The sequence below is a fragment of the Atribacterota bacterium genome, assembly GCA_028717805.1.
GTDB lineage: Bacteria > Atribacterota > Phoenicimicrobiia > Phoenicimicrobiales > Stramentimicrobiaceae > Stramentimicrobium.
Window position 1 is genome coordinate 1 of record JAQUNC010000003.1, and the last position, 26,797, is coordinate 26,797.

At 31.3% G+C, this 26,797-nt stretch carries 42 protein-coding genes; all 42 read right to left on the reverse strand.

Annotation, left to right across the window (positions count from 1 at the left end; translation table 11 throughout):
* Window positions 1–229 precede the first annotated feature (229 nt).
* A complete protein-coding gene (locus PHD84_01040) occupies window positions 230–1,435 on the reverse strand; it encodes a CdaR family protein (protein MDD5636395.1) in 1,206 nt (401 codons plus the stop codon).
* Complete coding sequence (gene cdaA / locus PHD84_01045; protein MDD5636396.1) at window positions 1,432–2,244, reverse strand: diadenylate cyclase CdaA; 813 nt, start codon at window positions 2,242–2,244, stop codon at window positions 1,432–1,434. The genes PHD84_01040 and cdaA overlap by 4 nt, the downstream gene beginning before the upstream one ends.
* A 141-nt stretch (window positions 2,245–2,385) precedes the next feature.
* A complete protein-coding gene (rpsI, locus tag PHD84_01050) occupies window positions 2,386–2,778 on the reverse strand; it encodes a 30S ribosomal protein S9 (GenBank protein MDD5636397.1) in 393 nt (130 codons plus the stop codon).
* Window positions 2,779–2,798: 20 nt separating this feature from the next.
* Entirely contained in the window at window positions 2,799–3,224 is a 426-nt protein-coding gene (gene rplM, locus PHD84_01055) for a 50S ribosomal protein L13 (protein MDD5636398.1), read from the reverse strand.
* Window positions 3,225–3,339: 115 nt separating this feature from the next.
* Window positions 3,340–4,119, reverse strand: coding sequence for a tRNA pseudouridine(38-40) synthase TruA (gene truA, locus PHD84_01060; GenBank protein ID MDD5636399.1), 780 nt, complete (start codon window positions 4,117–4,119; stop codon window positions 3,340–3,342).
* 11 nt (window positions 4,120–4,130) lie between these two features.
* Complete coding sequence (locus tag PHD84_01065) at window positions 4,131–4,931, reverse strand: energy-coupling factor transporter transmembrane component T (protein MDD5636400.1); 801 nt, start codon at window positions 4,929–4,931, stop codon at window positions 4,131–4,133.
* Between the two features lie 4 nt (window positions 4,932–4,935).
* On the reverse strand, window positions 4,936–5,793 hold the full coding sequence (locus PHD84_01070; protein ID MDD5636401.1) for an energy-coupling factor transporter ATPase: 858 nt from the start codon (window positions 5,791–5,793) through the stop codon (window positions 4,936–4,938).
* A complete protein-coding gene (locus tag PHD84_01075; GenBank protein ID MDD5636402.1) occupies window positions 5,778–6,608 on the reverse strand; it encodes an energy-coupling factor transporter ATPase in 831 nt (276 codons plus the stop codon). Before PHD84_01075 ends, PHD84_01070 begins: the two co-directional genes overlap by 16 nt.
* Before the next feature lie 114 nt (window positions 6,609–6,722).
* On the reverse strand, window positions 6,723–7,076 hold the full coding sequence (rplQ, locus tag PHD84_01080) for a 50S ribosomal protein L17 (GenBank protein ID MDD5636403.1): 354 nt from the start codon (window positions 7,074–7,076) through the stop codon (window positions 6,723–6,725).
* A gap of 14 nt (window positions 7,077–7,090) precedes the next feature.
* On the reverse strand, window positions 7,091–8,041 hold the full coding sequence (locus PHD84_01085; protein ID MDD5636404.1) for a DNA-directed RNA polymerase subunit alpha: 951 nt from the start codon (window positions 8,039–8,041) through the stop codon (window positions 7,091–7,093).
* A gap of 47 nt (window positions 8,042–8,088) precedes the next feature.
* The gene (gene rpsD / locus PHD84_01090; GenBank protein ID MDD5636405.1) at window positions 8,089–8,721 is read right to left on the reverse strand and encodes a 30S ribosomal protein S4; all 633 of its coding nucleotides are present in this window, start codon (window positions 8,719–8,721) and stop codon (window positions 8,089–8,091) included.
* A 114-nt stretch (window positions 8,722–8,835) separates the two neighbouring features.
* Complete coding sequence (gene rpsK / locus PHD84_01095) at window positions 8,836–9,234, reverse strand: 30S ribosomal protein S11 (protein MDD5636406.1); 399 nt, start codon at window positions 9,232–9,234, stop codon at window positions 8,836–8,838.
* 52 nt (window positions 9,235–9,286) lie between these two features.
* A complete protein-coding gene (gene rpsM / locus PHD84_01100) occupies window positions 9,287–9,661 on the reverse strand; it encodes a 30S ribosomal protein S13 (GenBank protein ID MDD5636407.1) in 375 nt (124 codons plus the stop codon).
* 21 nt (window positions 9,662–9,682) lie between these two features.
* A complete protein-coding gene (gene rpmJ, locus PHD84_01105; GenBank protein ID MDD5636408.1) occupies window positions 9,683–9,799 on the reverse strand; it encodes a 50S ribosomal protein L36 in 117 nt (38 codons plus the stop codon).
* A 128-nt stretch (window positions 9,800–9,927) separates the two neighbouring features.
* A complete protein-coding gene (infA, locus tag PHD84_01110) occupies window positions 9,928–10,143 on the reverse strand; it encodes a translation initiation factor IF-1 (GenBank protein ID MDD5636409.1) in 216 nt (71 codons plus the stop codon).
* A gap of 54 nt (window positions 10,144–10,197) precedes the next feature.
* On the reverse strand, window positions 10,198–10,959 hold the full coding sequence (gene map, locus PHD84_01115; GenBank protein MDD5636410.1) for a type I methionyl aminopeptidase: 762 nt from the start codon (window positions 10,957–10,959) through the stop codon (window positions 10,198–10,200).
* Entirely contained in the window at window positions 10,959–11,630 is a 672-nt protein-coding gene (locus PHD84_01120; protein ID MDD5636411.1) for an adenylate kinase, read from the reverse strand. The genes map and PHD84_01120 overlap by 1 nt, the downstream gene beginning before the upstream one ends.
* Before the next feature lie 36 nt (window positions 11,631–11,666).
* Complete coding sequence (gene secY, locus PHD84_01125; GenBank protein ID MDD5636412.1) at window positions 11,667–12,935, reverse strand: preprotein translocase subunit SecY; 1,269 nt, start codon at window positions 12,933–12,935, stop codon at window positions 11,667–11,669.
* Entirely contained in the window at window positions 12,936–13,376 is a 441-nt protein-coding gene (gene rplO, locus PHD84_01130) for a 50S ribosomal protein L15 (GenBank protein MDD5636413.1), read from the reverse strand.
* 23 nt (window positions 13,377–13,399) lie between these two features.
* The gene (gene rpsE / locus PHD84_01135) at window positions 13,400–13,891 is read right to left on the reverse strand and encodes a 30S ribosomal protein S5 (protein ID MDD5636414.1); all 492 of its coding nucleotides are present in this window, start codon (window positions 13,889–13,891) and stop codon (window positions 13,400–13,402) included.
* A gap of 93 nt (window positions 13,892–13,984) precedes the next feature.
* Entirely contained in the window at window positions 13,985–14,332 is a 348-nt protein-coding gene (gene rplR / locus PHD84_01140; GenBank protein ID MDD5636415.1) for a 50S ribosomal protein L18, read from the reverse strand.
* 52 nt (window positions 14,333–14,384) lie between these two features.
* Window positions 14,385–14,936 (reverse strand): 50S ribosomal protein L6, encoded by a 552-nt coding sequence (rplF, locus tag PHD84_01145; GenBank protein MDD5636416.1) that lies wholly within the window; start codon window positions 14,934–14,936, stop codon window positions 14,385–14,387.
* 100 nt (window positions 14,937–15,036) lie between these two features.
* Window positions 15,037–15,435: a 30S ribosomal protein S8 gene (rpsH, locus tag PHD84_01150; protein MDD5636417.1), complete on the reverse strand. Its 399-nt coding sequence runs from the start codon at window positions 15,433–15,435 to the stop codon at window positions 15,037–15,039.
* A 78-nt stretch (window positions 15,436–15,513) separates the two neighbouring features.
* Window positions 15,514–15,699, reverse strand: a complete 186-nt coding sequence (locus PHD84_01155; GenBank protein MDD5636418.1) for a type Z 30S ribosomal protein S14 — start codon at window positions 15,697–15,699, stop codon at window positions 15,514–15,516.
* A 22-nt stretch (window positions 15,700–15,721) separates the two neighbouring features.
* Complete coding sequence (gene rplE / locus PHD84_01160) at window positions 15,722–16,267, reverse strand: 50S ribosomal protein L5 (GenBank protein MDD5636419.1); 546 nt, start codon at window positions 16,265–16,267, stop codon at window positions 15,722–15,724.
* Between the two features lie 16 nt (window positions 16,268–16,283).
* Window positions 16,284–16,616 carry a 50S ribosomal protein L24 gene (gene rplX, locus PHD84_01165; protein ID MDD5636420.1) on the reverse strand — a complete coding sequence of 111 codons (333 nt, stop codon included), beginning with the start codon at window positions 16,614–16,616 and terminating at the stop codon, window positions 16,284–16,286.
* A 22-nt stretch (window positions 16,617–16,638) separates the two neighbouring features.
* Window positions 16,639–17,007 carry a 50S ribosomal protein L14 gene (rplN, locus tag PHD84_01170; protein MDD5636421.1) on the reverse strand — a complete coding sequence of 123 codons (369 nt, stop codon included), beginning with the start codon at window positions 17,005–17,007 and terminating at the stop codon, window positions 16,639–16,641.
* Window positions 17,008–17,044: 37 nt separating this feature from the next.
* Window positions 17,045–17,302, reverse strand: coding sequence for a 30S ribosomal protein S17 (rpsQ, locus tag PHD84_01175; protein ID MDD5636422.1), 258 nt, complete (start codon window positions 17,300–17,302; stop codon window positions 17,045–17,047).
* A 36-nt stretch (window positions 17,303–17,338) separates the two neighbouring features.
* Window positions 17,339–17,563, reverse strand: a complete 225-nt coding sequence (gene rpmC, locus PHD84_01180; protein ID MDD5636423.1) for a 50S ribosomal protein L29 — start codon at window positions 17,561–17,563, stop codon at window positions 17,339–17,341.
* A 1-nt stretch (window position 17,564) separates the two neighbouring features.
* Window positions 17,565–17,987: a 50S ribosomal protein L16 gene (rplP, locus tag PHD84_01185; GenBank protein MDD5636424.1), complete on the reverse strand. Its 423-nt coding sequence runs from the start codon at window positions 17,985–17,987 to the stop codon at window positions 17,565–17,567.
* Window positions 17,971–18,726, reverse strand: a complete 756-nt coding sequence (rpsC, locus tag PHD84_01190) for a 30S ribosomal protein S3 (protein ID MDD5636425.1) — start codon at window positions 18,724–18,726, stop codon at window positions 17,971–17,973. The genes rplP and rpsC overlap by 17 nt, the downstream gene beginning before the upstream one ends.
* Window positions 18,727–19,071 (reverse strand): 50S ribosomal protein L22, encoded by a 345-nt coding sequence (rplV, locus tag PHD84_01195; protein MDD5636426.1) that lies wholly within the window; start codon window positions 19,069–19,071, stop codon window positions 18,727–18,729.
* A 41-nt stretch (window positions 19,072–19,112) separates the two neighbouring features.
* Window positions 19,113–19,397 carry a 30S ribosomal protein S19 gene (rpsS, locus tag PHD84_01200; GenBank protein MDD5636427.1) on the reverse strand — a complete coding sequence of 95 codons (285 nt, stop codon included), beginning with the start codon at window positions 19,395–19,397 and terminating at the stop codon, window positions 19,113–19,115.
* A 21-nt stretch (window positions 19,398–19,418) separates the two neighbouring features.
* A complete protein-coding gene (gene rplB, locus PHD84_01205) occupies window positions 19,419–20,249 on the reverse strand; it encodes a 50S ribosomal protein L2 (GenBank protein ID MDD5636428.1) in 831 nt (276 codons plus the stop codon).
* Window positions 20,250–20,285: 36 nt separating this feature from the next.
* Window positions 20,286–20,573 (reverse strand): 50S ribosomal protein L23, encoded by a 288-nt coding sequence (gene rplW / locus PHD84_01210; protein MDD5636429.1) that lies wholly within the window; start codon window positions 20,571–20,573, stop codon window positions 20,286–20,288.
* Window positions 20,573–21,199 carry a 50S ribosomal protein L4 gene (gene rplD, locus PHD84_01215; GenBank protein MDD5636430.1) on the reverse strand — a complete coding sequence of 209 codons (627 nt, stop codon included), beginning with the start codon at window positions 21,197–21,199 and terminating at the stop codon, window positions 20,573–20,575. The genes rplW and rplD overlap by 1 nt, the downstream gene beginning before the upstream one ends.
* 40 nt (window positions 21,200–21,239) lie before the next feature.
* Window positions 21,240–21,866: a 50S ribosomal protein L3 gene (rplC, locus tag PHD84_01220; protein ID MDD5636431.1), complete on the reverse strand. Its 627-nt coding sequence runs from the start codon at window positions 21,864–21,866 to the stop codon at window positions 21,240–21,242.
* A gap of 166 nt (window positions 21,867–22,032) precedes the next feature.
* Complete coding sequence (gene rpsJ / locus PHD84_01225; protein MDD5636432.1) at window positions 22,033–22,341, reverse strand: 30S ribosomal protein S10; 309 nt, start codon at window positions 22,339–22,341, stop codon at window positions 22,033–22,035.
* 38 nt (window positions 22,342–22,379) lie between these two features.
* Entirely contained in the window at window positions 22,380–23,582 is a 1,203-nt protein-coding gene (gene tuf / locus PHD84_01230; protein ID MDD5636433.1) for an elongation factor Tu, read from the reverse strand.
* 45 nt (window positions 23,583–23,627) lie between these two features.
* Window positions 23,628–25,703, reverse strand: a complete 2,076-nt coding sequence (fusA, locus tag PHD84_01235) for an elongation factor G (GenBank protein ID MDD5636434.1) — start codon at window positions 25,701–25,703, stop codon at window positions 23,628–23,630.
* Between the two features lie 90 nt (window positions 25,704–25,793).
* Window positions 25,794–26,264, reverse strand: coding sequence for a 30S ribosomal protein S7 (gene rpsG, locus PHD84_01240; GenBank protein MDD5636435.1), 471 nt, complete (start codon window positions 26,262–26,264; stop codon window positions 25,794–25,796).
* 40 nt (window positions 26,265–26,304) lie between these two features.
* Complete coding sequence (rpsL, locus tag PHD84_01245; protein ID MDD5636436.1) at window positions 26,305–26,679, reverse strand: 30S ribosomal protein S12; 375 nt, start codon at window positions 26,677–26,679, stop codon at window positions 26,305–26,307.
* Between the last annotated feature and the right edge of the window lie 118 nt (window positions 26,680–26,797).

The following is a 26,797-nucleotide window of genomic DNA, read 5'->3' on the forward strand; positions in this document are numbered from 1 at the left end:
TCTATGGTCATGTGTGCTGTTCTCCTTCCTATTAGATTTTGTTTTATCAACTATATTCTATAGGAAAGACAACATGCATGACCAGTTTTTTTAAACTAAACTGTTAACACTACTCGAAATTAGTACACAAATTCTACAATCAGTTATTCTATATTAATATAGATACTTACTTCATACTTCAGGTAAAAGTAGTTAGTAAAAATATCTTTTGGTTAGGGTATAGAAATATTTATTTTTTTATAGAAATAGAAACATCTTTTGGAATAATGCTGACTAAATTAACATCTGAGGGTATTTCAGCTTGAACCTGAGCTGTTTCTATTCCTATATCGGAAAGATTTACAAAAATTTTTATGTCTTCTTCTTTAATATTTTTTATAATATTAGTTTTTCCAGATATCGTTACATCGGCTGTTTCTGGTATTAATTGAAAATTTATGAAGGGAGAAGCTTCTCTTGGTTCAATTTTTATATTTTGGAATATTTTTTCTTCTTCTCTCTCCTCTACTTGGATTTGTACCTCAACTAGTGTTTCCTGATTTTCTGCAAGATATATACCTTCAGTCATTATGGGAGGTACCTTTACAGTTAGAGTCTTTGAAATTCCATTTACATCAATAGGAATTGTTTCTAAAAAATCTATATTGATAATTTTGGTATATTCACCATAAATATTAAAGCTATTTGGATTAGCTTCAATTTTTGAGATGTAAAATCCTGGGGCTGGTTTGCCGATAATACGAGGTTTTATTTCTAATATTTTTTCAGGATAACCTTCTCTTACCTGTATGGATACAAACACCTTTTCTGGATTTATTTTAAGATTATTTAAGACAGCGTTATCTTTCGCATAAACAATAACATTTTCTTCCCTATTTATATTTTTGTTTATTGCTGAAATATCAATATCAATTCTCACCTGATCAATTATTTTATGAATTGATTCAGGTACAGTAATAAAAACATTTTTAGGAATAATTTCTGGTTCATCTTTTAAAGAATATCCCCTTTCAGGTAAGCCAATTAAATTATACTCAATTAAATATTCTTTACTTATAATTTTCTCTAATATTATACGAACGTCTGCTGGAATAATTTTAACAATTTCTGTATTCCTTGGTGGAATTACATTTACATCAATAAGATATTCTCCATCTTCTAAAATATTCTGTAAATTTACTGTTCCTATAATCCTGGAGGCAGTGATATTTTCTATAATATTCTGTGGGCCTTTAATTCCTACACTAACCCTTTCTCTGATTTCTTTAATAGATAGACTATTTCTTAAGTTGATTGGAATAACCTCAATGTCATAATATTTTTCTGACATAATGTTATATTCGCTTGAAATATAAAACCATAAAATAACAGCCATAAATAAAGCTAATATTTTAATATCAAGATTGTTTGTTATCCATTTTTGTATTTTGTTCATTTCTTATTGTCTGCCTTCTTGGCAATATTAAATATTTTCATACTCTTTGGTCGATATAAGTTATGTAAAAATTTTTTCAACAATTCTGGCCTTAAAGGCCTGGTTAATCTACCATCAATAGCTACAGATATTGTTCCTTTTTCTTCTGAAATTACTATTATTAGTGAATCCGATATTTCACTTAGTCCAATAGCTGCACGATGGCGTGTACCTAATGATTTCTTTATATCGGTTCTTTTAGTTAATGGTAAAATACAATTAGCACCAGTTATGCGATTGTTTCTAATAATAACAGCTCCATCATGTAAAGGAGAATTTGGTAAAAAAATGGAATACAATAATTCTGAAGAAAATTCACTATTTAATATAATTCCTGTTTCTAAAATATCCTGAAGGCCAACATCTCTTTCTAGGACGATTAAAGCTCCAATTTTTTCAGCAGATAACATCGGTGCTACCATTACAATACCATTAATAAGTTCTTCCCATTTTTTGATTTCTTCTCCCTGAGAAAACAGAGGGAAATTTATTAAAAAACCACCTTTCCCCATTTTTAATAATAGGCGCCTTAATTCGGGCTGGAATATAATTGGAATAGCTACAACTAACATAGCCATTAGCCCCTTGATCAACCAATTTATGGTTCTTAGTCTAAGCCAATTAGATATAAATGAAAAAATAAAAAGGATTAAGAACCCTTTTATAATTTGAGCAGCGGGAGTATCTTTAATTAAGAGCAGTATATTGTATAAAATAATTGCAATAAGGACAATATCTAAAATATCTAATAAAGAAATATTCTGAGGCATTTGAGTATTCCCTTACTCTAACATTAAATAAAAAAGCCATCATCATTTATTATATTTTAACAAATAAATAACGATGAAGGCTATTTTTATTATAGAAAAATAAAAAAAATATAATATATCAATCTAAGGGGTGAGTTTAAATTAACGTTTGGAGAACTGGTATCGAGCTCGAGCACCTCTTTGACCATATTTCTTTCTTTCTTTCATTCTAGCATCACGTTCTAACATCTTTTCTTTCTTTAATACACTTCTTAAAGAATGATCAGATTCAACCAACGCTCTTGCAATGCCGTGCTTTATAGCCCCAGATTGACCTGAAATACCTCCACCAGATACCTTAACCTTTATATCAAATTCATTAAGTTTTTGCACCAATCTTAGTGGTTCTTCAACTTCTAAGATATTTGATTGATTTTTTAAATATTCCTTATAAGAAATATTATTAATAACAATATCTCCCTTCCCAGGTGACACCCAAACTTTGGCAACAGATGTCTTTCTTCTTCCAGTTCCATAAAATCGACTAACTGTCAAGTATTGATCCTCCTTCTTGTTTAATTCAGTATCTCAATGCTTTGAGCAATATGTGGATGCTTATCACCACTGTATATTTTAAGTCTTTTTATTAATTTCTGACTTAACTTATTATCAGGAAGCATTCCTTTAACAGCTTTTTTAATAACAAAATCGGGTTTCTTTTTTATCAATTCTGCATAGGGAATTTCTTTTAAGGAGCCAGGATAATGGGTATGATAACGATATATTTTTTGTTCTTCTTTTTTGCCTGTTAACTTAATTTTTTCAGCATTGATAACAATAACATAATTACCTAAATCAATTGACCTGTCAAAATTAACTCTGTTTTTACCTCTGAGTAATGTTGCTATTTCAGTAGCTAACCTTCCCAATATTTTTCCATTTGCATCAACTAAATGCCAATTTCTATCAATATTTCCCCTTTTTTCTCTATCAGTATCCATTTTACCTCCATCTGCTGCTAACCAAAATATATAGTATAAAACAACGTATAGATTTTAATATAATTAACACTCAATGTCAAGATAAATCAAAATAAAATAATAATTTCCTGTTTTATTAATACTTTACTTTCAATAAATACAAGCCATTAGGTGGAACAACCTGCCCAATATTTTTCATATTACTATTTTCTAATATTTCCAGAATCTCTTCTGGTTCTTTATTCTTAATAGAGAAATCGATTAAAGTTCCTACTATTATCCTGGTCATTTTATATAAAAAGGCATCTGCCTCGATAGAAAATGTAATTAATTGTCTTTTTTTAATGATATTAATTTTTTTAATATACCTAGTTTTATTTTTAAGCAATTCCCCTCTTTTTTGGTTAAAACAACTAAAAGCATTAAAATCATGATACCCAAGTAAATATTGAGCAGTTTTTTTCATTTTTTCAATATCTAATTGGTAATTACATAAATAGCAATACCTACTTAGAAAAAGGTCTTTTGCACTGAATATTTCATTTTTTCTGAGTCTATTTATTAAGTAATACTTATATATTCTGCTCTTAGCACTATAACGAGAATGAAATTTAATATCCACTTCTTTAGAAAACTTTATTCTAATATCTCTTGGTAATAAATTGTTTAAAATAATATTCCATTTATCTATAGGAATATTAACCTTTGTTTTAAAATTAGCTACCTGACCAACTGCATGTACACCAGCATCTGTTCGTCCAGCACCATATAATTTTAATTCCTTTTCCCCAGCAAGCCCTCTTAAGGTATCTTCAATTACACCTTGTATTGTTTTCTTATTTCTTTGTCTCTGCCATCCTGAATAATTTGTTCCGTCATAAGAAATAGTAAGTTTAATATTTTTAAATTTATGCATATTTTGCCTTATTAAATAATCAATAAATAAGAACCAATAAGAATAATTAATGTGATAATAAAAAAAATATAGTCAGCATTAGTTATTAATAATTGACGATAATGTGTCCTATCTTCCCCACCACGATAGCATCTTGCTTCCATAGCAATTGCTAGTTCATCAGCTCTTTGAAAAGCATTAATAAAAAGAGGTATTATAATTGGTAAAAAATTTTGAATTCGCTTGATAAAATTGCCACTTTCAAAATCAGCTCCCCTGGCGATTTGAGCTTTTATTATTTTTTCAGTTTCTTCCATTAAAGTAGGAATAAAACGTAGCGCAATAGTCATCATCATTGCAATCTCGTGAGCAGGTACCTTAAGGATTTTTAAAAACGATAATAACCTTTCTATTCCATCAGTAAGAGATATCGGAGAAGTGGTTAAAGTTAGCCATGATGTTGACAAAATCAAATAAAACAATCTTGCTGCTATAAACAATCCTCTCTGAATCCCTTCCCGAGTAATATTTAGCACCCATATATGATAAATAATCTCACCTTGAGTAGTAAAAAAATGTATTAATAGAGTGAATAATATAATAATGATTAAAGGTTTTATCCCTTTTAAAACAAATTTTGGATGCACCTTTGCCAGAAATATATTAATGAAAAGATATGCTCCAATAATAACTAATCCAAACCAAGACTTTACTAAAAATATCGCAATAATTATTAATATTACTACCATAATTTTAATCCTGGGATCTAATTTATGGATAATGGAATCTCTATAAATATATTGACCGATGGTAATATTTCTGAAAAATTTCATTTTTTTATCTTTTTATTACTAATCTCAATATTTCATCTTTTGCTTCTTCTACTGTTAATATTGCTGAACTAACAGGTTTCCCAATTTTTTTTAGTTTATACATAGTATAAGTTATCTGGGGTAAAGACAAACCGATATTCTCTAATTTATGTATGGAATCTTGAAAAATATTTCTTGGAGTATCATCCATTACGATCCTTCCTTTTTCCATAACAATTATTCTTTTTGTTAACTCAGATATAATTTCCATATTATGTGAAACCATAATAATAGTTCTATTGTATTTTTGATAAAGATTTACAATAACTGATAATAATTTATAGCAACTTTGTGGATCTAAACTAGCAGTTGGTTCATCTAAAATGATTATTTCAGGATCAATTGCCAAAATACTAGCAATCGCCACCCTACGCATTTCTCCTCCACTGAGGCTAAAAGGAGACCTGTCTTTATAGAAATAATAATCCAAATCTACCATTTTTAAAGATTTCTTTATTCTCTGCTCTAATTCAATATCTGATATACCAATATTTTTCGGCCCAAAGGCAATCTCTTTAGATATGGTTTCCTCAAAAAATTGATTTTCAGGATATTGGAAAGCTAATCCTATTTTTTTTCTTATTTCTCTTAATTTTTGTTTATTCTTGTGAATATCAATACTGTCAACAAATACTTGTCCTTCTGTAGGTTCTAATAAACCATTTAATAATTGTAATAAAGTAGTCTTACCACAACCGGTATGGCCAATAATTCCTATAAATTCGCCCTTATCAATTTTTAAATTAATTGATTTTAAAGCCTCAGTCTCAAAAGGCATATTTATATTATAGGTATACGAAACGTTTTTTAAATGTATAAACATAAATATTCAATCATTTCATCTTCGTTTAAAATATTAGAAGGAATATCAAGACCGCTTTCAGCAAGTTTTCTAGCTAACTTGGTAATTTGTGGTACTTCTAAACCCAAGCTGATCAATAACTCTGCTTGATTGAAAACATTTTTTGGAGAACCGGTTAAAATAACTTCACCTTTATTTAGTACAAATATTTTTTTGAATTGAGTGGCTTCTGACATAAATTGAGTGATATAAACAATGGTAATATTTTCTTCTCTATTTAACCTCTTAATTATTTCTAGAATTTCTTTCCTTCCTCTTGGATCAAGCATTGAGGTTGGTTCATCTAAAACTAAATATGATGTATGCATTGCTAAAGCACCGGCAATAACTACTCTTTGTTTTTCTCCACCTGATAATAAATGGGGTTCACTATTTCTAAGTTCATTCAGTCCTACTATATTCAGAGCCCAATCAACTCTTTTTTTCATTTCTTGTTCCTTTATTCCAATATTTTCTAATCCAAAAGCAATATCATCCTCTACAGTTGTGGCAACCAACTGATTATCAGGATTTTGAAAGACTATGCCAACCTTTTTTCTTATATCCCAGATAGCCTCAATATCTTTTGTATTAAAGTTCTCTACGAATACATTTCCCTTACTAGGTAATAACAAACCATTAATATGTTTTGCTAATGTTGATTTTCCAGAACCGTTTGATCCAATAATAGCAACAAAATCTCCCTTTTGAATTTCCAGATTAATTTTTGATAAGGAGGTAATTTTATTTTCTTGATTTGTATTGTAAAAATGGGTAACGTTATCAAATTTTATCAAGATTTTTTCCCTTCATAAAAAATTCATTTTTTAAATAAAATTAAAAAGGTTAAAATGCCAGTATATATTTTTTATATCCTAACAATTTAACCTTAATATTTTATTTGATAATTTTTACTTCACAAACTCAATTATAGCCATAGGGGAGGAGTCCCCTTTTCGAAAACCAGCTTTTATTATTCTTGTATAACCACCGTTTCTTTCTCGAAATTGAGGACTAATTTCTTCAAAAAGTAATTTTAAAGCTTGCTTATTTTGTAATATCTTGAATACCTGTCTTTTGGCCTGTAAATTATCTTCTTTTGCAATAGTTACAATCTTCTCTAAATATTTTTGTAACTCCTTTGCTTTGGGGAGAGTTGTATTTATTTTACGGTATATAATCATAGAAATGGCTAAATTTGATAATAGTGCCTTTCGATGACTGGTATCTACATTTAATTTTCTTTTTAAAATTCTATGTCTCATTAGACCATCTCCTTTTAATCTGAACCCTTTAAATTATATCCAAATTCTGTTACCTTTTCTTTAATTTCTTCAAAAGATTTCTTTCCCAAATTTTTAATTGACATTATTTCTTCTTCAGTTCTGTTGATAATATCACTGAAAGTATTAATATTAGATTTTTTTAAGCAGTTATAAGATCTTACTGATAAATCCAATTCCTCAATAGTTTTTTCAAGTAATTTTTTTTGTTCATTACCCTCATTTTCCTCTTCAGTAACTTGTTCGACCTCTATATCAATGTCATCAGGAGAAAATTTATTAAATACTTTTAAGTATTTAATCAATATATTAGCTGATTTACTTAATGCCTCATCGGGTAAGATGCTTTTGTTTGTATAAATATCTAATACTAACTTTTCACAGTTCATAAATTGAGCTGAACTAGCTTTATCAACATTATAAGCAACTTTAATTACGGGAGAAAATAGTGAATCTATATTTATATAATTGATAGCTTGACCTTTTTTCTTATTTTCTGGCGCAGTAATGTATCCGGTGCCCTGTTCAATTATTATTTCCATATCTAATTTACCGTCACTGCTTAATGTTGCTATGGTTTGTTCTGGATTTAATATTTCTACATTGATATTAGGGATTATATCACCTGCAGTGACAATTTTCTTCCCACTTACTTTTAAACGGAGAATTTCCGATTTGCTTCCATACATCTTAAAGACGATTTCTTTTACATTTAAAATAATTTCATTAACATCTTCCTTAACACCGGGTAAAGTAGAAAATTCATGCATAATTCCTTCAATCCTTATTGCAGTTGCACTTGCGCCAGGAAGAGAAGATAATAAAACTCTTCTTAAAGAATTACCTAAGGTAGCACCATATCCTCTATCTAAAGGTTCAATAATGAATTTACCATAACTATCGGTTAAATTTTCAACTTTTATTTTAATTTCGTTTATATCTAACAACTGGCAACCTCTCCTTCCCAAAAAATTAGCTCTCTATCAAAATTAAACTATCTGGAATAGTATTCTACAACCAATTTTTCATCAACCGGTAAATCAATATCCTCTTTAGAAGGTAGCTTCACAACTTTACCTTTTAAATTTTTCAAATCAACTTCTAACCATGAAGGAACATTTATATCAACTTTTCCTTGCTTTAATTCCTTAAATTCTAAAATTTCCTGACTTTTTTCTTTGATCTCTATTACATCATCAATTTCAACCATGTAAGAAGGAATATTAACTTTTTTACTATTGACTAATATATGAGAATGTCTTACTATTTGCCTTGCTTTAGCCCGTGATTTGACAAAACCTAGACGAAAAATTACATTATCTAATCTTCTTTCTAAAAATTGGATAAAGTTATCACCGGTAACACCATGTTTTTGTTCTGCCTTCTTAAATAAATTACTGAATTGCCTCTCCAGTAAACCATACATGTTCTTCATTTTTTGCTTTTCTCTCAATTGTATACCATAATTAGTTAATTTCTTTATTCTTTTTGAATGAGCTGATTTTCCAGGTTCTGAAGACCTTCTTTCTACAGAACATTTTTCTGTATAACAACGATCTCCCTTTAAAAATAATTTTAAACCCTGTCTACGGCATAAACGACATACCGGTCCATTGTATCTAGCCATAGATACCTCCTTATATTTGCATAACAATATATTAAAAATTTTTTTATCAAAAGCTGTTGTGACATATACTTAGAATGTAAATATTCTAAAAAAATAATGTTATTATAATTTATTTTATACCCTTCTCTGTTTAGGTGGTCTACAACCATTATGAGGTATAGGAGTAACATCTCTTATGGAATTAATTTTAAATCCAATAGCCTGTAATGAACGTATGGCAGTTTCCCTACCGGATCCGGGTCCTTTTACATAAACATCAATTTCTTTCATTCCCTGATCCATTGCTTTTTTACCAGCTTCTTCTGCTGTTCTTTGAGCAGCGAAAGAAGTACTTTTTTTACTGCCCTTATTTCCAATTGATCCAGCGCTAGCCCATGAAATTATATTTCCTTCCACATCTGAGATGCTGACAATAGTATTATTGAAAGTGGATTGTATGTGCACTATACCTTTTAATATATTCTTTTTTATTTTCTTTTTACGAACCTTCTTGCTTTGCTTTTGTGTTGCCAATGTGGCTCTCTCCTTTCATTTACTTAAAACATAATAGTCATTATTATTATCATTATTTTTTACTTCTTTTCACACCAACAGTTTTTCTAGGGCCTTTCCTGGTCCTTGCATTAGTACTTGTTCTTTGCCCTCTTACTGGTAGCCCCTTTTTATGCCTTAATCCACGATAAGAACCAATCTCCATTAGTCGTTTAATATCAGCAGTCTGTTGACTTCGTAGTTCTCCCTCGACTTTAATATTTTTACCAATAACATCTCTAATTTTGGCAATTTCATCATCCTTTAAATCCTTAACCTTAGTTTGGTTGTTTACTCCAGCCTCTGCTAATATTTTACGAGATAAGGTAAAACCTATACCATAGATATAAGTTAAAGCAGTTTCAATATTTTTATTTTTTGGTAAATCGACGCCACTAATTCTAGCCATGAGGATTTGCTCCTTCCTAATTTATTTTCCTTGTTTTTGTTTATGTTTTGGATTATTGCATATCACCATTATTTTGCCATTTCTTCTAATTAACTTACATTTCTCACATATTTTCTTCACTGAAGCCCTGACTTTCATTTGCTTTATTCCTCTCTATAATAGTACCTATCTATAATGATATGAATTAATTAATAAATTCTAAACAAATAAAGAATTTTTAAATATAAATTTTAATTATTTAAAAAATCATTTTTAAATTAATTATCTTACAAACGGTATACAATCCTACCGCGACTTAAATCATATGGGGATATTTCGACTTTCACTTTATCTCCAGGCAATATACGAATAAAATTCATTCTAATTTTTCCCGATATATGGGCTAAAATTTCACATCCATTTTCTAACTCAACTTTAAAAGTAGCATTTGGTAAAGCCTGAGTTACTCGTCCTTTCATTTCCACATATTTTTCTTTGCCCATTTTATTCTCCTAATTAAAAATAAAAAGAAAATATTTTAATAAAAACATCACAATTTAATTTAAATTTGTCAATATATCATTTCCTTCTTCATATATTACAATAGTATGTTCAAAGTGTGCTGATAGACTACCATCAGCAGTCTTTACAGTCCATCCATCACTGTTACAAATTGTTCGGTAATCTCCTTGATTTAGCATAGGTTCAATGGCTATTACCATTCCTTTCTCCAATTTTAATCCTGTTTTTGCCTTTCCATAATTGGGAATTTGTGGATCTTCATGAACCTTTAATCCAACTCCATGACCTACATACTCCCTTACTACAGAAAAACCATTTTTCTCGGCAATTAATTGAATAGTGTATGAAATATCTCCGATAAAATTTCCTTTAATTGCCTGTTTAATTCCTGCTGATAAACAATCTTTTGTTGTTTTGATTAAGTTTTTTGCCACATTACTTATCTCGCCAACTCCAAATGTTGCTGCGATATCACCAAAATATCCATGAAGATTAGTACCAATATCAATACTTACAATATCACCTTCTTTTAAAATCTTATCTCCAGGTATTCCATGAACAATCTCGTCATTTATGGAAATACATATTGAAGAAGGAAACTCTTGTCCTTTAGGGCCATACCCTTTAAAAGACGGAATCCCACCATGTTTCTTGATAAATGTTTCTGCCATCTGATCTAATTGTATTGTTTTTAAACCGGGTTTTATTCTATTGGCGACATATTTTAAGGTATTTGCTGTCAGTTGACAACTTTTCTTTATTTCTTCAATTTCTTTATTAGTCTTTATGATTACCATTATTCACTATTTCCTGCTACAACATCTAATTTAATAAGTCTATTCCATAAATCTTTAAATCTATCTTCTACATCCTGGTCAGCATTTATTCTTGTTAAAATATCTTTTTCCTGATAATAACTAACCAAGGGAAAGGTTTCTTGATTATAAATTTCTAATCTATTTTTTATAGTTTCTTCTTTATCGTCATTTCTTTGAATTAATTTTCCTCCACATTTATTACAGATGTCAGTAATATCAGGAGGATCATAATTAAGATTATAAATTGTTCCACATTTGATACAGACTCTTCTACCAGCTAATCTATTAATTATAGTATGGTAAGAAGTCTGAAAATAAAAAACTTGATCAATACTTATGCCTAATCTTCTAAAAACTAAATCAAGTTTATTTGCTTGCTTGATTGTTCTGGGAAATCCATCAAATATAAATCCTTTTTCACAGTCATCAGCCTTAATTCTGTCTTCTACTATTTTTATAACATATTCATCTGGAACTAATTTTCCTGAAATAACATAATTCTTTACTTTCTTTCCTAAATTAGATTTTTGTTCAATTGCATTTCTTAAGATATCACCAGTAGCAATTATTGGAATAGCAACACGTTTATTTATTTCACTGGCAATGGTACCTTTTCCTGCACCAGGTGGGCCTAATAATATAATTATCATTTATCATATCCTATTTAAATATTAATTAATTGTATGCTATTTCTTTATAAATCCTTCGTAATGTCTCATTAACATATGGGACTCTATTTGCTGAACTACTTCCAAAGCAACTCCAACCATAATAAGAACAGAAGTACCTCCAAAATAAATAGTAGTAATTCCAGTAACTTCAATTAAAATATTTGGTAAAATCGCTATTATGGCTAAGAAGATGGCACCGCTCAAGGTAATTCTGGTCATTATATTATCTATATACATTGCAGTAGCCTTACCGGGTCTTCTTCCGGGAATAAAACCACCATATTTTTTCATATTATCTGAAAGATTTTGCGGATTAAAGGTTATTGCTGTGTAAAAAAAAGTAAATACAATTATTAATATAGCATACAAACTAAGGTATAATGATGTTCCAGGCGAAAGAGCCTGAGCAACCTTTTGCATAAATGCAGATTTCTGAAAAAATTGAGCAATAGTACCTGGAAATATCAAAATGGCAGAAGCAAATATTATCGGAATTACCCCGGCTTGGTTCACTCGTAAAGGAATGTGGGTACCCTGACCTCCATATAATCTTCTACCAATAACTCTTTTAGCATATTGCACTGGTATACGTCTTTGTCCCAGCTGTATAGCAACTACACCCGCAATAACTAATACCACTACTACCAACAATCCGATTATAGAGATAATTCCAACCTCTCCTACTCTAACCAAACTCCAAGTTTGAATAATTTCAGTGGGTATTCTAGCTACTATACCTGTAAAGATAATAATTGAAATGCCATTACCTATACCATAATCACTTATTTGTTCACCTAACCACATTAAAAAACAGGTTCCGGCAGTTAGACTAAAAACTATTAATATTCGAAATAACATCCCAGTTATCATTAGAACCTGTAAACTTTCTAACCATGCACTTATCCCTACTGCTTGTATAAGACCTAGCAAAACTGTTCCATATCTCGTTATACGATTTATTTTATTTCTACCTTCTTCTCCTTCTTTGGACCACTGTTCAAAGAGAGGAACCACTGATTGTAATAAAGACATTATAATGGAAGCATTAATATATGGCATAATTCCGAGTGCGAATAGAGAAAATCTACTCAAGGCGCCACCAGCAAAAAGATCAAAGAATCCAAGAATACCACCCTGGGCAAATAAACTTGCTAAAGCTTGTTTATCAATTCCTGGCAGTGGTATATGACTTCCTAACCTTACTACTATTAGCATTGCCATAGTAAATAATAAACGACTTTTCAGGTCAGGTATTTTAAATAAACTCCTCAGTTGATCCAGCACTTATATCACCTCTACTTTTCCGCCTGCTGCTTCTATTTTATTTATTGCTTCTTTGCTAAATTTATGAGCTTTAACAATTAAATTTTTTTTGATTTCACCTTTACTTAATATTTTTATTCCATTTCTTACTTTTTTTACCATTCCATCAAGTATCAATCTTTCAGGTGTAATGATTTCACCATCATTAAATTTATTTAATTGTTCCGTGTTAATAATTGCATATTTTTTAGCAAAAACATTACGGAAACCACGTTTTGGTACTCTCCTACTTAGCGGCATTTGACCACCTTCAAAATACCATCTTCTTTTTGAACCAGAACGGCTATGCTGTCCTTTTGTTCCCCTGCCAGCGGTAGTACCATGACCGGATGAATTTCCCCTTCCTATCCTTTTTTTTGATTTTACTGATCCAGCATTTGGTTTTAATTCATGTATTTCCATAGTAAACTTCTCCTTAGTTACAACTAACTAAATATTTTTTCAACAGGAATTCCTCTTAACTTAGCAACTTCTCTAGCATTTTTTAAACTTAACAAAGCATTCATAGTAGCCTTAACAACATTTAAATTATTATCACTTCCTAATGATTTAGTGAGAATATCCTGAATACCAGCTGCTTCAATTATTGCTCTCACAGGACCACCGGCAATAACACCAGTTCCAGGAGAGGCTGGACGTAAAAAGACTTTTGCACCTCCATGAACACCGGTTACAGCGTGCGGTATTGTCTCATTTCTGATTTTAATTTTATGCATATCATTTTTAGCCTTGGTAACTGCCTTTCTAATTGCATCTGAAACATCTTTTGCTTTCCCATAACCAATACCAACATTTCCCTTTCTGTCACCAACAGCTACCATTGCACTAAAACCAAATCTTCTTCCACCTTTTACCACCTTACTAACTCGGTTTACAAAAATTACGCTCTCCTTAAACTCTTGCTCCTCAGTAATCATCTTTTGCACTAACTCATCTCCTCTCTCTTTCAATCAAAATATAACAAATTATTAAAATAACAAATAACACTTTATATTATAGACAGCTTTATGTTAAAGTTTAATTTGATTAGCCAATGCTTTTACTCTACCATGATATAAATAACCATTTCGATCAAAGACAATTTTCTTTATTCCTTTTTCTTTTAATCTGTTGTTAAATATTTTTCCAGTAATTTCTGCTGCTTTAATATTTCCGCTATATCTAACTTCCTTTTTTACTTCAGTATCTAAAGTAGATATAGAAACAATGGTTCTACTATCTTCATCATCTATAGCTTGTACATAAATATGTTTAGCACTTCGAAAAACTGATAATCTGGGTTTTTCGGAAGTTCCATATACATTTTTTCTAATGCCTTTTTTTCTTCTTAGCCGAGCATTTCTTTTCTTATTTTCCATTATAAAAAGCACTCCTTTTCTATCTTTGCACTAATTCATTAATCTATAATTATTATTTGCTACCTACAGTTGCTCCTGCCTTTCCAACTTTTCTTCTAATGTGTTCATCAAGGTATCTAATTCCTTTACCTTTATATGGTTCTGGTTTTTTTAAGCTTCTTATCTCAGAAGCTATCTTTCCAACAAGTTGTTTGTCAGCGCCTTTTATTTTAATAGTTTTCTGTTTATCAACAATAAACTCTATTCCAACAGGAGCTTTAACTTTTATTGGATGTGAGTATCCTAAATTTAATTCTAAATCCTTCCCTTTTATATCAGCTCGATATCCTACACCATTTATTTCCAATATCTTTTCAAACCCAACATTCACACCTTTAACCATATTAAATATCATATTTCTAGTTAATCCATGTAGAGAACGATTGAGTCTTAAATCACTTAATCGCTCAACTATTATTTTATGATCTTCAATTTTTACCTTTATGCCAGGAGGTATTTGATGAAATAATTCCTGATTGTCTTTATTAACTTTTATTGTTCTGTTATCAACTTCTACCGAAACACCTTCAGGTATTACAATAGGTAATTTACCAATTCTTGACATAAAATCCTCCTTATCCAAGAATCCAGCTTAATTAACTTTAAAATTAGTATTACTTAATATTAATTTTAAACCATAAGATTTTTTGATAGGTTTAATCTCTTTACCAAATATAACACAAGACCTCTCCACCAAAATGACGTTTTTTAGCTTCTCTTCCAGTCATAATACCTTTAGACGTAGACAGAATGCTCACTCCTAGTCCACCTAAAACTTCAGGAACATCATCTTTGTTTACATAAACCCTTAAACCAGGTTTACTGATTCTTTTTAGATTAGTAATAATTCTTTGCTTACCAGAGTATTTTAATAAAACAATAATAATACCCTGTTTATTATCTTCTTTGTAATAAAAATCTAAAATGTAGCCTTCTTCTTTTAAAATTCTAGCAATGTCTAATTTTATCTTTGAAGAAGGGATTTCTATTTTTTCCAATTTTGCTCGGTTAGCATTTCTAATTCTGGTAATAATGTCAGCAATAGGGTCCGATACTACACCCATGATCTTTTCCTCCTTCCTAGCTATCAAACTGATAAATCAGATTACTTGTTTAGTTATAAATACTTTAAATTTTTTTATTTACCAACTAGATTTAATAATGCCTGGCAATTCACCATTCAATGCCATTTTTCTAACACAGATTCGACAAATTCCAAATTTTCTAAGATAACCTCTTGGTCTACCACAAATATTACAACGATGATAATTCCTTACCTTGAATTTTTGCTCTTTATTTGTTTTAACAATTAAGGCTTTCTTGGCCACTCCTAATCCCCCTCTTTCTCCCTTATTCGTCTTTCTTAAAAGGCATACCAACTAAACTTAATAATTCTTTTGCTTCTTCATCATTTTTTGCATTGGTAACAATAGTAATATTCATACCTAAAGTTGTCTTAACTTTATCAAAATCTATCTCGGGAAATATTAATTGTTCCTTGATACCCAAAGTATAACTTCCTCTACCATCAAAAGAATTGGGAGAAGTACCTTGAAAATCACGAATTCTGGCTAAAGCAACATTAATAAGTCGATCTAGAAATTCATACATTTTACTTTTTCGCAAAGTTACTTTACAACCTACCGGCATTCCTTTTCTAATAGAAAAATTAGAAATTGATTTGCTCGATTTTGTAATTATTGGTCTTTGACCGGTAATAATTGAAATAACTTCAGTTGCTTCTTCTACAATTTTTGCATCTTCTCTTGCCTTACCAAGTCCCATATTTATAACAATTTTTTCTATTTTTGGTACTGCCATTTTATTATTATAATTGAATTTTTTCATCATCGATGGAATAACTTCTTGTTCATATTTTTCTTTTAGCCTGAGTATCACTATGTTTACCCTCCTAGACCTTATCAATAATTTCTCCACATTTTTTACACACTCGAACCTTTTTTCCTTCCTTCGTCAATCCATGCTTAGTACCGGTCGATTTATTACATTTATTGCACACTAAGCGTATATTGGATATATCAATAGGACCTTCTTGTCTAATAATTCCACCCTGTGGTGCTTTCTGAGTAGGTTTCATATGTTTTTTTAGTAAATTTACTCCTTCAATAATTACTCTTTTTTTCAGAGGAAATACTTCAATAATCTTTCCATGTTTTCCTTTGTCTTCACCACAGATAATCACAACATTGTCTCCCTTTTTGAGCTTTGCCATTACTTTTGACATCATTATTCTCCTTTCTAAAAAGTTACAAAACTTCAGGAGCTAGGGAAATAATTTTCATAAATTTCTTTTCTCTTAATTCTTTCGCAACTGGTCCGAATATTCTAGTACCGATTGGTTCGTTTTGATTATTGATAATTACAGCAGCATTATCATCAAATCTGATATATGAACCATCTGTACGACGAATTTCTTTCTTTGTCCTAACAATAACAGCCTTAACAACTTCTCCTTTTTTTGCTGCACCTACCACGTTTGCCTCTTTAACTGAGGCCACAATAACTTCTCCAATTCTGGCATATCTTTTTCTTGAACCACCAAGAACTTTTATACATTGAATTTTTTTTGCACCAGAATTATCTGCTACAACAAGTTTTGACTGCATTTGTATCACTTTTGCCACACTCCCTTATAAATCTTGTTAATAACTATCATTTTCTTTTTTGAATAATTTCCATTACTTCCCATCGTTTTCTTTTACTCAGTGGTCTAGTAGAAATTATTTTTACCTTATCTCCAACTTCACAAATATTTTTTTCATCATGTGCCATAAATTTTGAGCTTCTTCTGATTCTCTTCTTATAAAGTTTGTGAGAAACTAGATAACTCACCTGAACAACAACAGATTTATCCATTGCATTACTTACTACAATACCTATCCTACTTTTACCTTCTGTCGAAATAGTCATTGAACATCACCTTATTATTTTTTAATTTCATAATTTTTAGGAAATATTCCTAGTTTTAGTTGTATTTTTATTTTTTAAGTAAGTTTCCCTTAAAACTGTTTTGATTCTAGCTATATTATGTTTAACTTCTTTTATTTTCATATAATTACTTAATTGTCCCGTGACTGATTGAAAACGTAAACTAAATAATTCTTCTTTTAAATCAAATAATCTTTTTTCTAATTCTTCATTTGACAGATCTCTTAATTCATTTGCTTTCACTTTATCCCACCACCTGTTCTACTCGCATTACAAATCTAGTTTGAATAGGTAATTTATGTGATGCTAATCTCATAGCTTCTCTAGCTACTTCCTCATCTACACCGCCAAGTTCAAATAAAACAGTACCTGGCTTTACTACCGCTACCCAAAATTCTGGAGATCCTTTTCCTTTACCCATTCTTGTTTCAGCAGGAGTTTTAGTTACTGATTTATGCGGGAATATTCTAATCCAAACTTTTCCTCCTCTTTTAATTGCATGTGTTACGGCAATTCTAGCTGCTTCTATTTGCGCACTAGTAATCCAGGCAGACTGTAATGCTTGCAAACCATATTCACCAAAAGAAATTAAATGTCCTTTATGAGCTTTACCTCTCATTTTACCACGTTGCATTTTTCTAAATTTTGTCCTAGTTGGCTGAAGCATTTTCGTCCTCCCTAAGTATATCTTTTTTTTGTGATTCACCATCTAAATCTTGTTCATATTTATCGTGAGTAATTTCGTCAGATTTTTTAATATTAATTTCTGAACTAGTATTCTTAGGCAAAATCTCTCCTTTAAATATCCATACTTTGATTCCTATTTTTCCATAAGTTGTATTTGCTTCAGCAAATCCAAAATCAATATCGGCTCTCAAAGTATGTAAGGGTAACCTTCCTTCCATATGCCATTCAGTTCTAGCTATTTCTGCTCCACCAATTCTTCCAGAAATCATAATTTTAATTCCTTCAGCTCTCATCTTTATAGCTCTTGCAGCTGCTTGTTTCATTATTCTTCTTGCTGCAGCTCTACGTAAAATTTGATTTGCTATATCTTCAGCAACCAATTGGGCATCAATTTCTGGTATTTTTATTTCTTTTATATTTATTTGCAATTCTCCTTCAACCAACTTTGCTAAATTATCTTTTAATTTGTTCACTTCCGTACCTTTTCTTCCAATAATTATTCCTGGTCTAGCACAATTTATTGTTATTCTTATTCGATTGGCGATTCTTTCAATATTGACCATTGAAACACCAGCATGTGCTAAAGTATTTTTGATATATTTTCTTATTTTATAATCTTCATATATATACTGACTGTATTTCTTCTGGCTAAACCATTTAATATCCCAATCTTTAATTATTCCTAGACGTAAACCCTTTGGGTGAACTTTTTGTCCCAATTAAACTTCAACCCCTTTCTCTTCCACTTCAATTGTAATATGGCTTGATCTTTTATTAATTCTAGCAGCTCTTCCCATCGCTCTAGCTTGAAATCTTTTTAGAGTCGGTCCTTCATCAACAAATGCTTTATAAACATAAAGTCTATCAATATTCTTATCATGATTATTTTCAGCATTCGCAACAGCCGATTTAAGCACTTTATAAATCATCTTAGCTGTTCTTTTCGGTGAATACTTTAAAATTAATAATGCCATACCCGCATCTTTTCCTTTAATCAGTTCAATCATGCGACGACATTTTCTGGGTGATATTGGGAGATACCTTCCTACAGATTTTACACCCATAACATTCCTCCTCTTTTATATGCCATTACAAATAATTTATTTTATTTAATCGCAGTAGACCTTTCAGTATGCGCACCATGTCCTTTAAATCTTCTCGTAGGAGCAAACTCACCCAATTTATGTCCTACCATATTTTCAGTTATATAAACTGGGACATGTTTTTTCCCGTCGTGAACTGCAATAGTGTGTCCAACCATTAAAGGGAAAATGGTTGAATCTCTAGACCACGTTTTAATAGGTTCTTTTTTTCTTTTTCTATTTAGGTCTCTAATCTTCTTTAATAATTTTTCATCAATATACGGACCTTTTTTAATTGATCTCGACATTTCTCAATTATCCCCCTTAAGTTAATTTGTCCTTCTTCTTATAATAAATTTATCTGAATTTTTTTTCTTTTTACGTGTTCGGTAACCTTTTGCCAGTACACCACTGGGAGAAGATGGATGTCTTCCGCCAGCAGTTTTACCTTCTCCTCCTCCTAGCGGATGATCAATAGGATTCATGGCAACTCCCCTTACCTTTGGTCGACGTCCTTTCCATCTACTTTTACCAGCTTTACCTAAATCAATATTAGCATGATTCAGATTGCCTACCTGGCCAACTGTAGCATAACAATCTAATCCTATAAGTCTTACTTCTCCTGATGGTAATTTTACATGAGCATATTTCCCTTCTTTAGCTAATATTTGAGCACTTACACCGGCAGATCTTGCCAAAACCGCACCCTGCCCTTTTTTCATTTCAATATTATGAATAAAAGTACCTTCCGGAATGTCCTTTAAAGCTTTGGTATTTCCCACTCGGATCTCAGCATCAGATCCAGACAATACAGTATCACCAACTTTTAAGTTATCAGGACATATAATATATCTCTTTTCCCCGTCGAGATATTGTAGTAAAGCAATCCTTGCTGATCTATTGGGATCATATTCAATCTCTGCTACTTTAGCAGGAACACCTAACTTTTCTCTAGAAAAATCTATTATTCTATATTTCCTTTTTGTACCCCCACCTCTTCTTCGTACCATGATGCTGCCGGCATTATTTCTACCAGCTTTTTTACTTTTTCCCTTAGTTAATCCTTTTTCTGGTTTATCACGAGTAATATCTTCAAAGGTGGATACAGTCATAAATCTTCTTCCTGCGGATGTTGGTTTATATTTTTTTATATCAACCACTTTAATCTACACCTTTCTTTATATTAAAACTTCAAATTAAATATTATCTAATTCTTTGATTGATTGTCCTTCTTTTACGGTAATAATTACCTTTTTCCATTGTGCTGTCTTTCCAACATATTTTCCCATTCTTCTTGTTTTTGCGGGAACATTTAAGGTATTCACTTTATCAACATTCACTTTAAATTTATCTTCAATAGCTTTTTTTATTTCGGATTTATTAGAGCTTGAATATACTTTAAATAAATATTTATTATATTCCTTATCTTTAACACTTTTTTCTGAAATAATAGGATGAATTAAAATCATCTTTTTAGAGGTCATCATTCAAATACCTCCTCAATAATTTTCAAGGCATCTTTAGTTATTATTATCTTTCTATAATTTATAAGGTCATAAGCATTTAATTTATTTGCGGTAATAACCATTGTATCTTCCAAATTACGAACAGCCCTTTTTATTAATTCATTTTCTTTATCTATTACAATTAGAACTTTATCACTATTTAGATTTAAATTAATAAATAAATTGGTAATATCCTTTGTTTTTCCATTTTTCAGATCTAATTTATCCAAAATTATAATGTTATTATTTCTTACTTTATCCGATAAAACAGATTTTAAAGCAACTAAACGCATTTTTTGTGGGATTGAATAACTATAATCCCTGTTATCTGGACCGAAAACAACACCACCACCAACCCATAGCGGAGAACGTATAGAACCAGCTCTAGCTCTGCCGGTACCTTTTTGTCTCCATGGTTTCTTTCCTCCTCCACTCACTTCACTTCTATTTTTTGTGGATGCAGTTCCTCTTCTTTTTTCTGCAAGATACCTTTTAACAATTTGATGAACGATATGTTTATTTATTTTGGCATTAAACAAATTATTGTTTAATGTTATTTCACCAATTTTTTCACCATCTATGGTATGTATGTTTATTTCCACCATAGCGCTATTCTCCTTCCTGTGTAGAATAAGACTTTCGTAACTAGGAAACCTTTTCAATTGCTACAAGAGCATTATTGGGACCCGGGATAGCACCTTTTAATAAAATTAAATTACGATCCAGATCAACCTTAACAATTTCAATATTTTTTATCTTGATTGACTTGTTCCCCATTCTTCCAGGTAATTTTTTACCTTTAAAAACCCTAGCTGCATCTGTAGCACCAATAGAACCAGGAGATCGGTAATAATCCTTCTGACCATGAGTTTTAGGACCCCCAGCAAAGTTATGTCTTTTTATAGAACCAGCAAAGCCTCTTCCTTTGCTCATCCCGATGACATTTACCTTTTCCCCTGCTTTAAATATATCAACTTTTATTTCGTTACCTATCTCGTATTTATCTATATCATTAAATTTAAATTCTTTTATGTGTTGGCAAGGTGATACATTTTGCTTTTTAAAATAACCATTTAATGGTTTATTTATTCTATTCTTTTTATCAATAGTAATAAAACCAAGCTGAAGGGCTTCATAACTATCTTTTTGCTTTTCTCTCTTATTTAAAATCATACAGGGACCAACCTGTAATACTGTAATACCAATTGAATCACCATTATCTAGAAAAAAACTAGTCATTCCTATCTTTTTACCTAAAATACCAGTTTTCACTATCCCGTACCTCCAAGCAATTTTTCAGATATTATAAAAATAATTTAAGAACAATGATAAAAAAAGATTTATTTTTAAACTCATTAATTTTTCAATTTTTTATCATAATTAAAGTATTTAATACTATTATTAACCTTTTCAATAAACTAACTATATTAGACAATAATTATTCTAAAGTTTTTATTTCAATATCTACACCAGAAGGTAAATCTAGATGCATCAAGGCTTCCACTGATTTAGCTGATGGATCGATAATGTCAATCATTCTTTTATGTGTTCTCATCTCAAATTGTTCTCTTGATTTTTTATCAACATGAGGTGATCTTAACACACAATATTTATTTATTTCAGTAGGCAAAGGAATTGGACCAGAATATTTACCTCCAGTTTTTTTTATAGCATCAATTATCTTTAAAGCAGAATTATCAAGTATACGATGATCATACGCCCTTAGCCTGATTCTTATTTTTTGCATGTAAACCTTTCTACCTCCTCAATTATTTAAAACATTTATTATTCAATAACCTCGGTAACCACTCCTGCAGCGATGGTTCTTCCGCCTTCTCGAATAGCAAAACGAACACCCTTTTCCATAGCAATGGGAGTAATTAATTCACCAGTTATAGTCAGGTTATCACCAGGCATAGCCATTTCTACTCCTTCTGGAAGCGCTACGGTACCGGTTACATCAGTAGTCCTGAAATAAAACTGGGGACGATAACCGCTGAAGATAGGAGTATGTCTTCCTCCCTCTTCTTTGGTAAGAATAATAATTTCTCCTTTAAATTTGGTATGAGGGGTAATGGTACCCGGGGCAGCAATAACCTGGCCACGTTTAACCTCTTTTTTGTCTATACCACGAAGGAGAATACCAACATTGTCACCAGCCTCAGCCTGATCCAGTAGTTTGCGAAACATCTCCACACCAGTTGCTACTGTCTTTTTCGGTCTATCACTCAATCCTACTATCTCTACCGCGTCACCGACTTTAATTACTCCACGCTCTACTCGACCGGTAGCAACTGTTCCTCTACCAGTAATACTGAAGACATCCTCTACAGACAAGAGGAAGGGCTTATCTACATCACGTACTGGTGTAGAAATATAATTGTCTACAGCATCTAATAATTCCTGAATAGGTTTATAAGCCGGATCATCCGGTTTGGTTGGATCGGCTTCCATCGCTTTAAGAGCCGAGCCTTTAATAACTGGGATTTCATCACCAGGAAATTCATATTCACTAAGTAATTCTCTTACTTCCATCTCTACCAGGTCAATTAACTCAGGATCATCTACCATATCAACTTTGTTCAGAAAGACTACAATATAGGGCACTCCTACCTGCCGGGATAAGAGAATATGCTCTCGAGTCTGAGGCATAGGACCATCAGCTGCCGAGACTACTAGAATTGCACCATCCATCTGCGCCGCACCGGTAATCATGTTTTTGACATAGTCGGCATGACCGGGACAATCAATATGGGCATAGTGCCTTTTGTCCGTTTCGTACTCAGCATGAAATACTGAGATAGTAATTCCTCTTTCTCTTTCTTCGGGAGCACGATCGATTTCCTCAAAGGCCATAGCTTTAGCTAGCTTTTTACCAGATAAATATCTGGTAATTGCTGAAGTAAGAGTTGTTTTACCGTGATCAACATGACCAATAGTCCCAACATTAACATGCGGCTTGGTACGGATAAACTTTTCTTTAGCCATTTTGTTTTTTTCCTCCTTAAAAGATAATCTCTTAGTTTTATTTTTTTAAATTTTATATAAAGTTTTTATCATTATATTATCAGGTACAACCTCATAATAGGCAAATTGCATCATATAAATCGCTCTGCCCTGAGATATTGATCTTAAATTTGTTGCATAACCAAAAACTTCCTGTAAAGGAACATTAGCTATAACTATCTTACCTTTAATATTCTTTTTCTCCTGAATTCCAACTATTTTAGCTCTACGAGAATTAAGGTCACTAATTATAGAACCTAAATATTCTTCTGGTGTTCTAATTTCTATTTCTACAATAGGTTCTAAAAGTACTGGATTACCTTTTTTTAATCCATCTTTTAGTGCCTTAGAAGCAGCAATTCTAAAAGCTAATTCGGATGAATCCACTGGGTGAAAAGATCCATCAACTACAGAAACTTTAATATTAGTAACAGGATAACTTGCTAATATACCACATAACATTGCTTCCTGGATTCCCTGTTTTACAGCTGGTATATATTCTTTTGGTACGCTTCCCCCAACTGTTCTGTCAATAAATGCAAAGGTATCTTCTTTGTATGGTTCAATTTCAATAATTACATCACCATATTGTCCTTTACCGCCACTTTGTCTAATGAACTTTCCCTGAGCAATAGCTTTCTTAGTAATTGTTTCTTTAAAAGCAACCTGTGGTTTACCTATATTTCCATCAAGTTTATATTCTCTTAATATTCGATCAACAATAATTTCTAAGTGCAGTTCGCCCATGCCAGAAATGATGGTCTGCCCGGTATCTTTATTGACTGAATGTCTAAAAGTCGGATCTTCCTCAGCAATTTTGTCTAAAGCAATTGCCATTTTATCTCTATCCACAATACTTTTTGGTTCAATAGCAATAGAAATTACTGGTTCAGGAAATTTGATTTTTTCCAAAATTATAGGATTTTTTTCATCACATAAAGTATCTCCAGTTCCAGATTTTTTAAGACCAATAATTGCTCCTAAGTTACCAGCAGATAATTCTTTAACCTGTTCTTTGTGGTCTGCATGTATTTTTACCAATCTATTTATTCTTTCTTTAATATTTTGCGTAGAATTATATATATAATGACCTTCTTTTATTATGCCAGAATAGACTCTTAAAAAACTTAATCTTCCAAAAAAAGGATCAGTCATAACTTTAAAAACCAAGGCAGATAAAGGTTCATTAACATCTGTATGCCTAATAACCTCTTTACTTGTTTCAGGATTCTCACCTTTAATTGGTAATACTTCTAAAGGTGAGGGCAAATATCTGTTTACTGCATCCAGAAGCAATTGTATTCCTTTGTTTTTCAAAGCTGAACCACATAAAACTGGAACTATTCTATTTTTTATAGTTACTCTTCTTATAGTTTGATATATTTGCTCCAAAGTTATCTCTTTGTCATAGAGATAGTCCTCCATGAATAATTCATCTTCTTCAGCTAAGATATCTATCATATTTTTTTGGGCTTTCTCAGCAGCTTTTCTATATTCTTCCGGTATTTCTTCAATACAATAATTTATACCTAAAGTATCAATGGTATATGAATAAGCCTTCATATTGATAATATCAATAATTCCTTGAAAATTGCCTTCACTTCCCCATGGTATCTGTATCACTAGGGGTATAGTGGAAAATTTATCTCTAATCATTTTAACAGTACCATGAAAATCCGCACCAACACGATCCATTTTATTAATAAAAGCAATTCTAGGAACATGATAACGATCGGCCTGATGCCACACAGTTTCTGTCTGCGGCTCCACTCCTCCCACAGCACAAAAAACTACAACTGCCCCATCTAATACTCTTAGTGATCGTTCAACTTCTACCGTAAAATCTACATGCCCTGGCGTATCAATAATATTAATTTGACAACCTTTCCAAAAGGAAGTTGTAACTGCTGAGCTTATTGTAATACCTCGTTCTCTTTCTTGGGGCATCCAATCCATAGTTGCCGTACCTTCATGAACTTCACCCATTTTATGTACTCTTCCAGTATAATATAAAATCCTTTCAGTAACAGTAGTTTTCCCAGCATCAATATGAGCCATAATACCAATATTTCTAAGCTGTTGCATACTAATTGTGTTTAACATAGAACTTTTGTTCTCTATTTCTTTATTTATTAATTTATTAAATTTAATTAATTGTATTTTTTCTTTAATAACCATATCTAATAAAACAATTTACCAACGATAGTGAGCAAAAGCTTTGTTTGCTTCCGCCATTTTATGAGTATCTTCTTTTTTCTTAACTGAGGAACCTGTTCCCTGAGAAGCATCAACTAACTCAGATGCTAATCTTTCAGAAAAAGGCTTTCCCGCTTTGCTTCTGCTAAAATTTATAATCCATCTCATAGCTAAAGTAACTCTTCTTTCAGGTGATACTTCAACAGGTACCTGATAACTTGCACCACCAACTCTTCTCGATTTTACCTCTAAGATTGGCATTACATTTTCCATAGCTAGATTAAAAATATCCAATGGATCTTTCTTAGTCTTTTCTTTTAAAATATTCATTGCATCATAGAATACTCGTCTAGCAATACTTTTTTTACCATCCCACATAATATGATTAACAAACTTAGCCACTCTCTTGTCTTTATAAACAGGATCCTCTTTTATTTCTCGTTTAATTGCCTTTCTTTTTCTGGACATTACCATCCACCTCAATTAAGCTTAATATTAAAATTTTTTATTACTTTTTCGGCCTATTAGCTCCATATTTGGAACGACCTTGTTTTCTTCCTTCTACTCCAGTTGTATCCATTACACCACGTACTATATGGTATCTAACTCCAGGTAAGTCTTTTACCCTTCCACCTCTAATCAGAACAATGGAGTGTTCTTGTAGGTTATGACCAATTCCAGGTATATAAGCAGTAACCTCCATATTATTACTTAATCGCACTCTAGCAACTTTTCTTAGAGCAGAGTTAGGTTTCTTCGGTGTTATAGTCCATACACGGGTGCAAACACCTCGTTTTAGCGGTGAACCTTTTAAAGCTGGAGTACCTGATTTTTTTATTACATTTTTTCTTCTTTTTCTTACTAATTGACTAATCGTTGGCATATTTAAACCACCTTTTTAAAATAATACCTGGTTAAAATACTTAAACATTTTAACAACATCATTGAATGATGTCAATAAAAATTTATATAAAAATTTAATTCTACTCCAAATAAATATT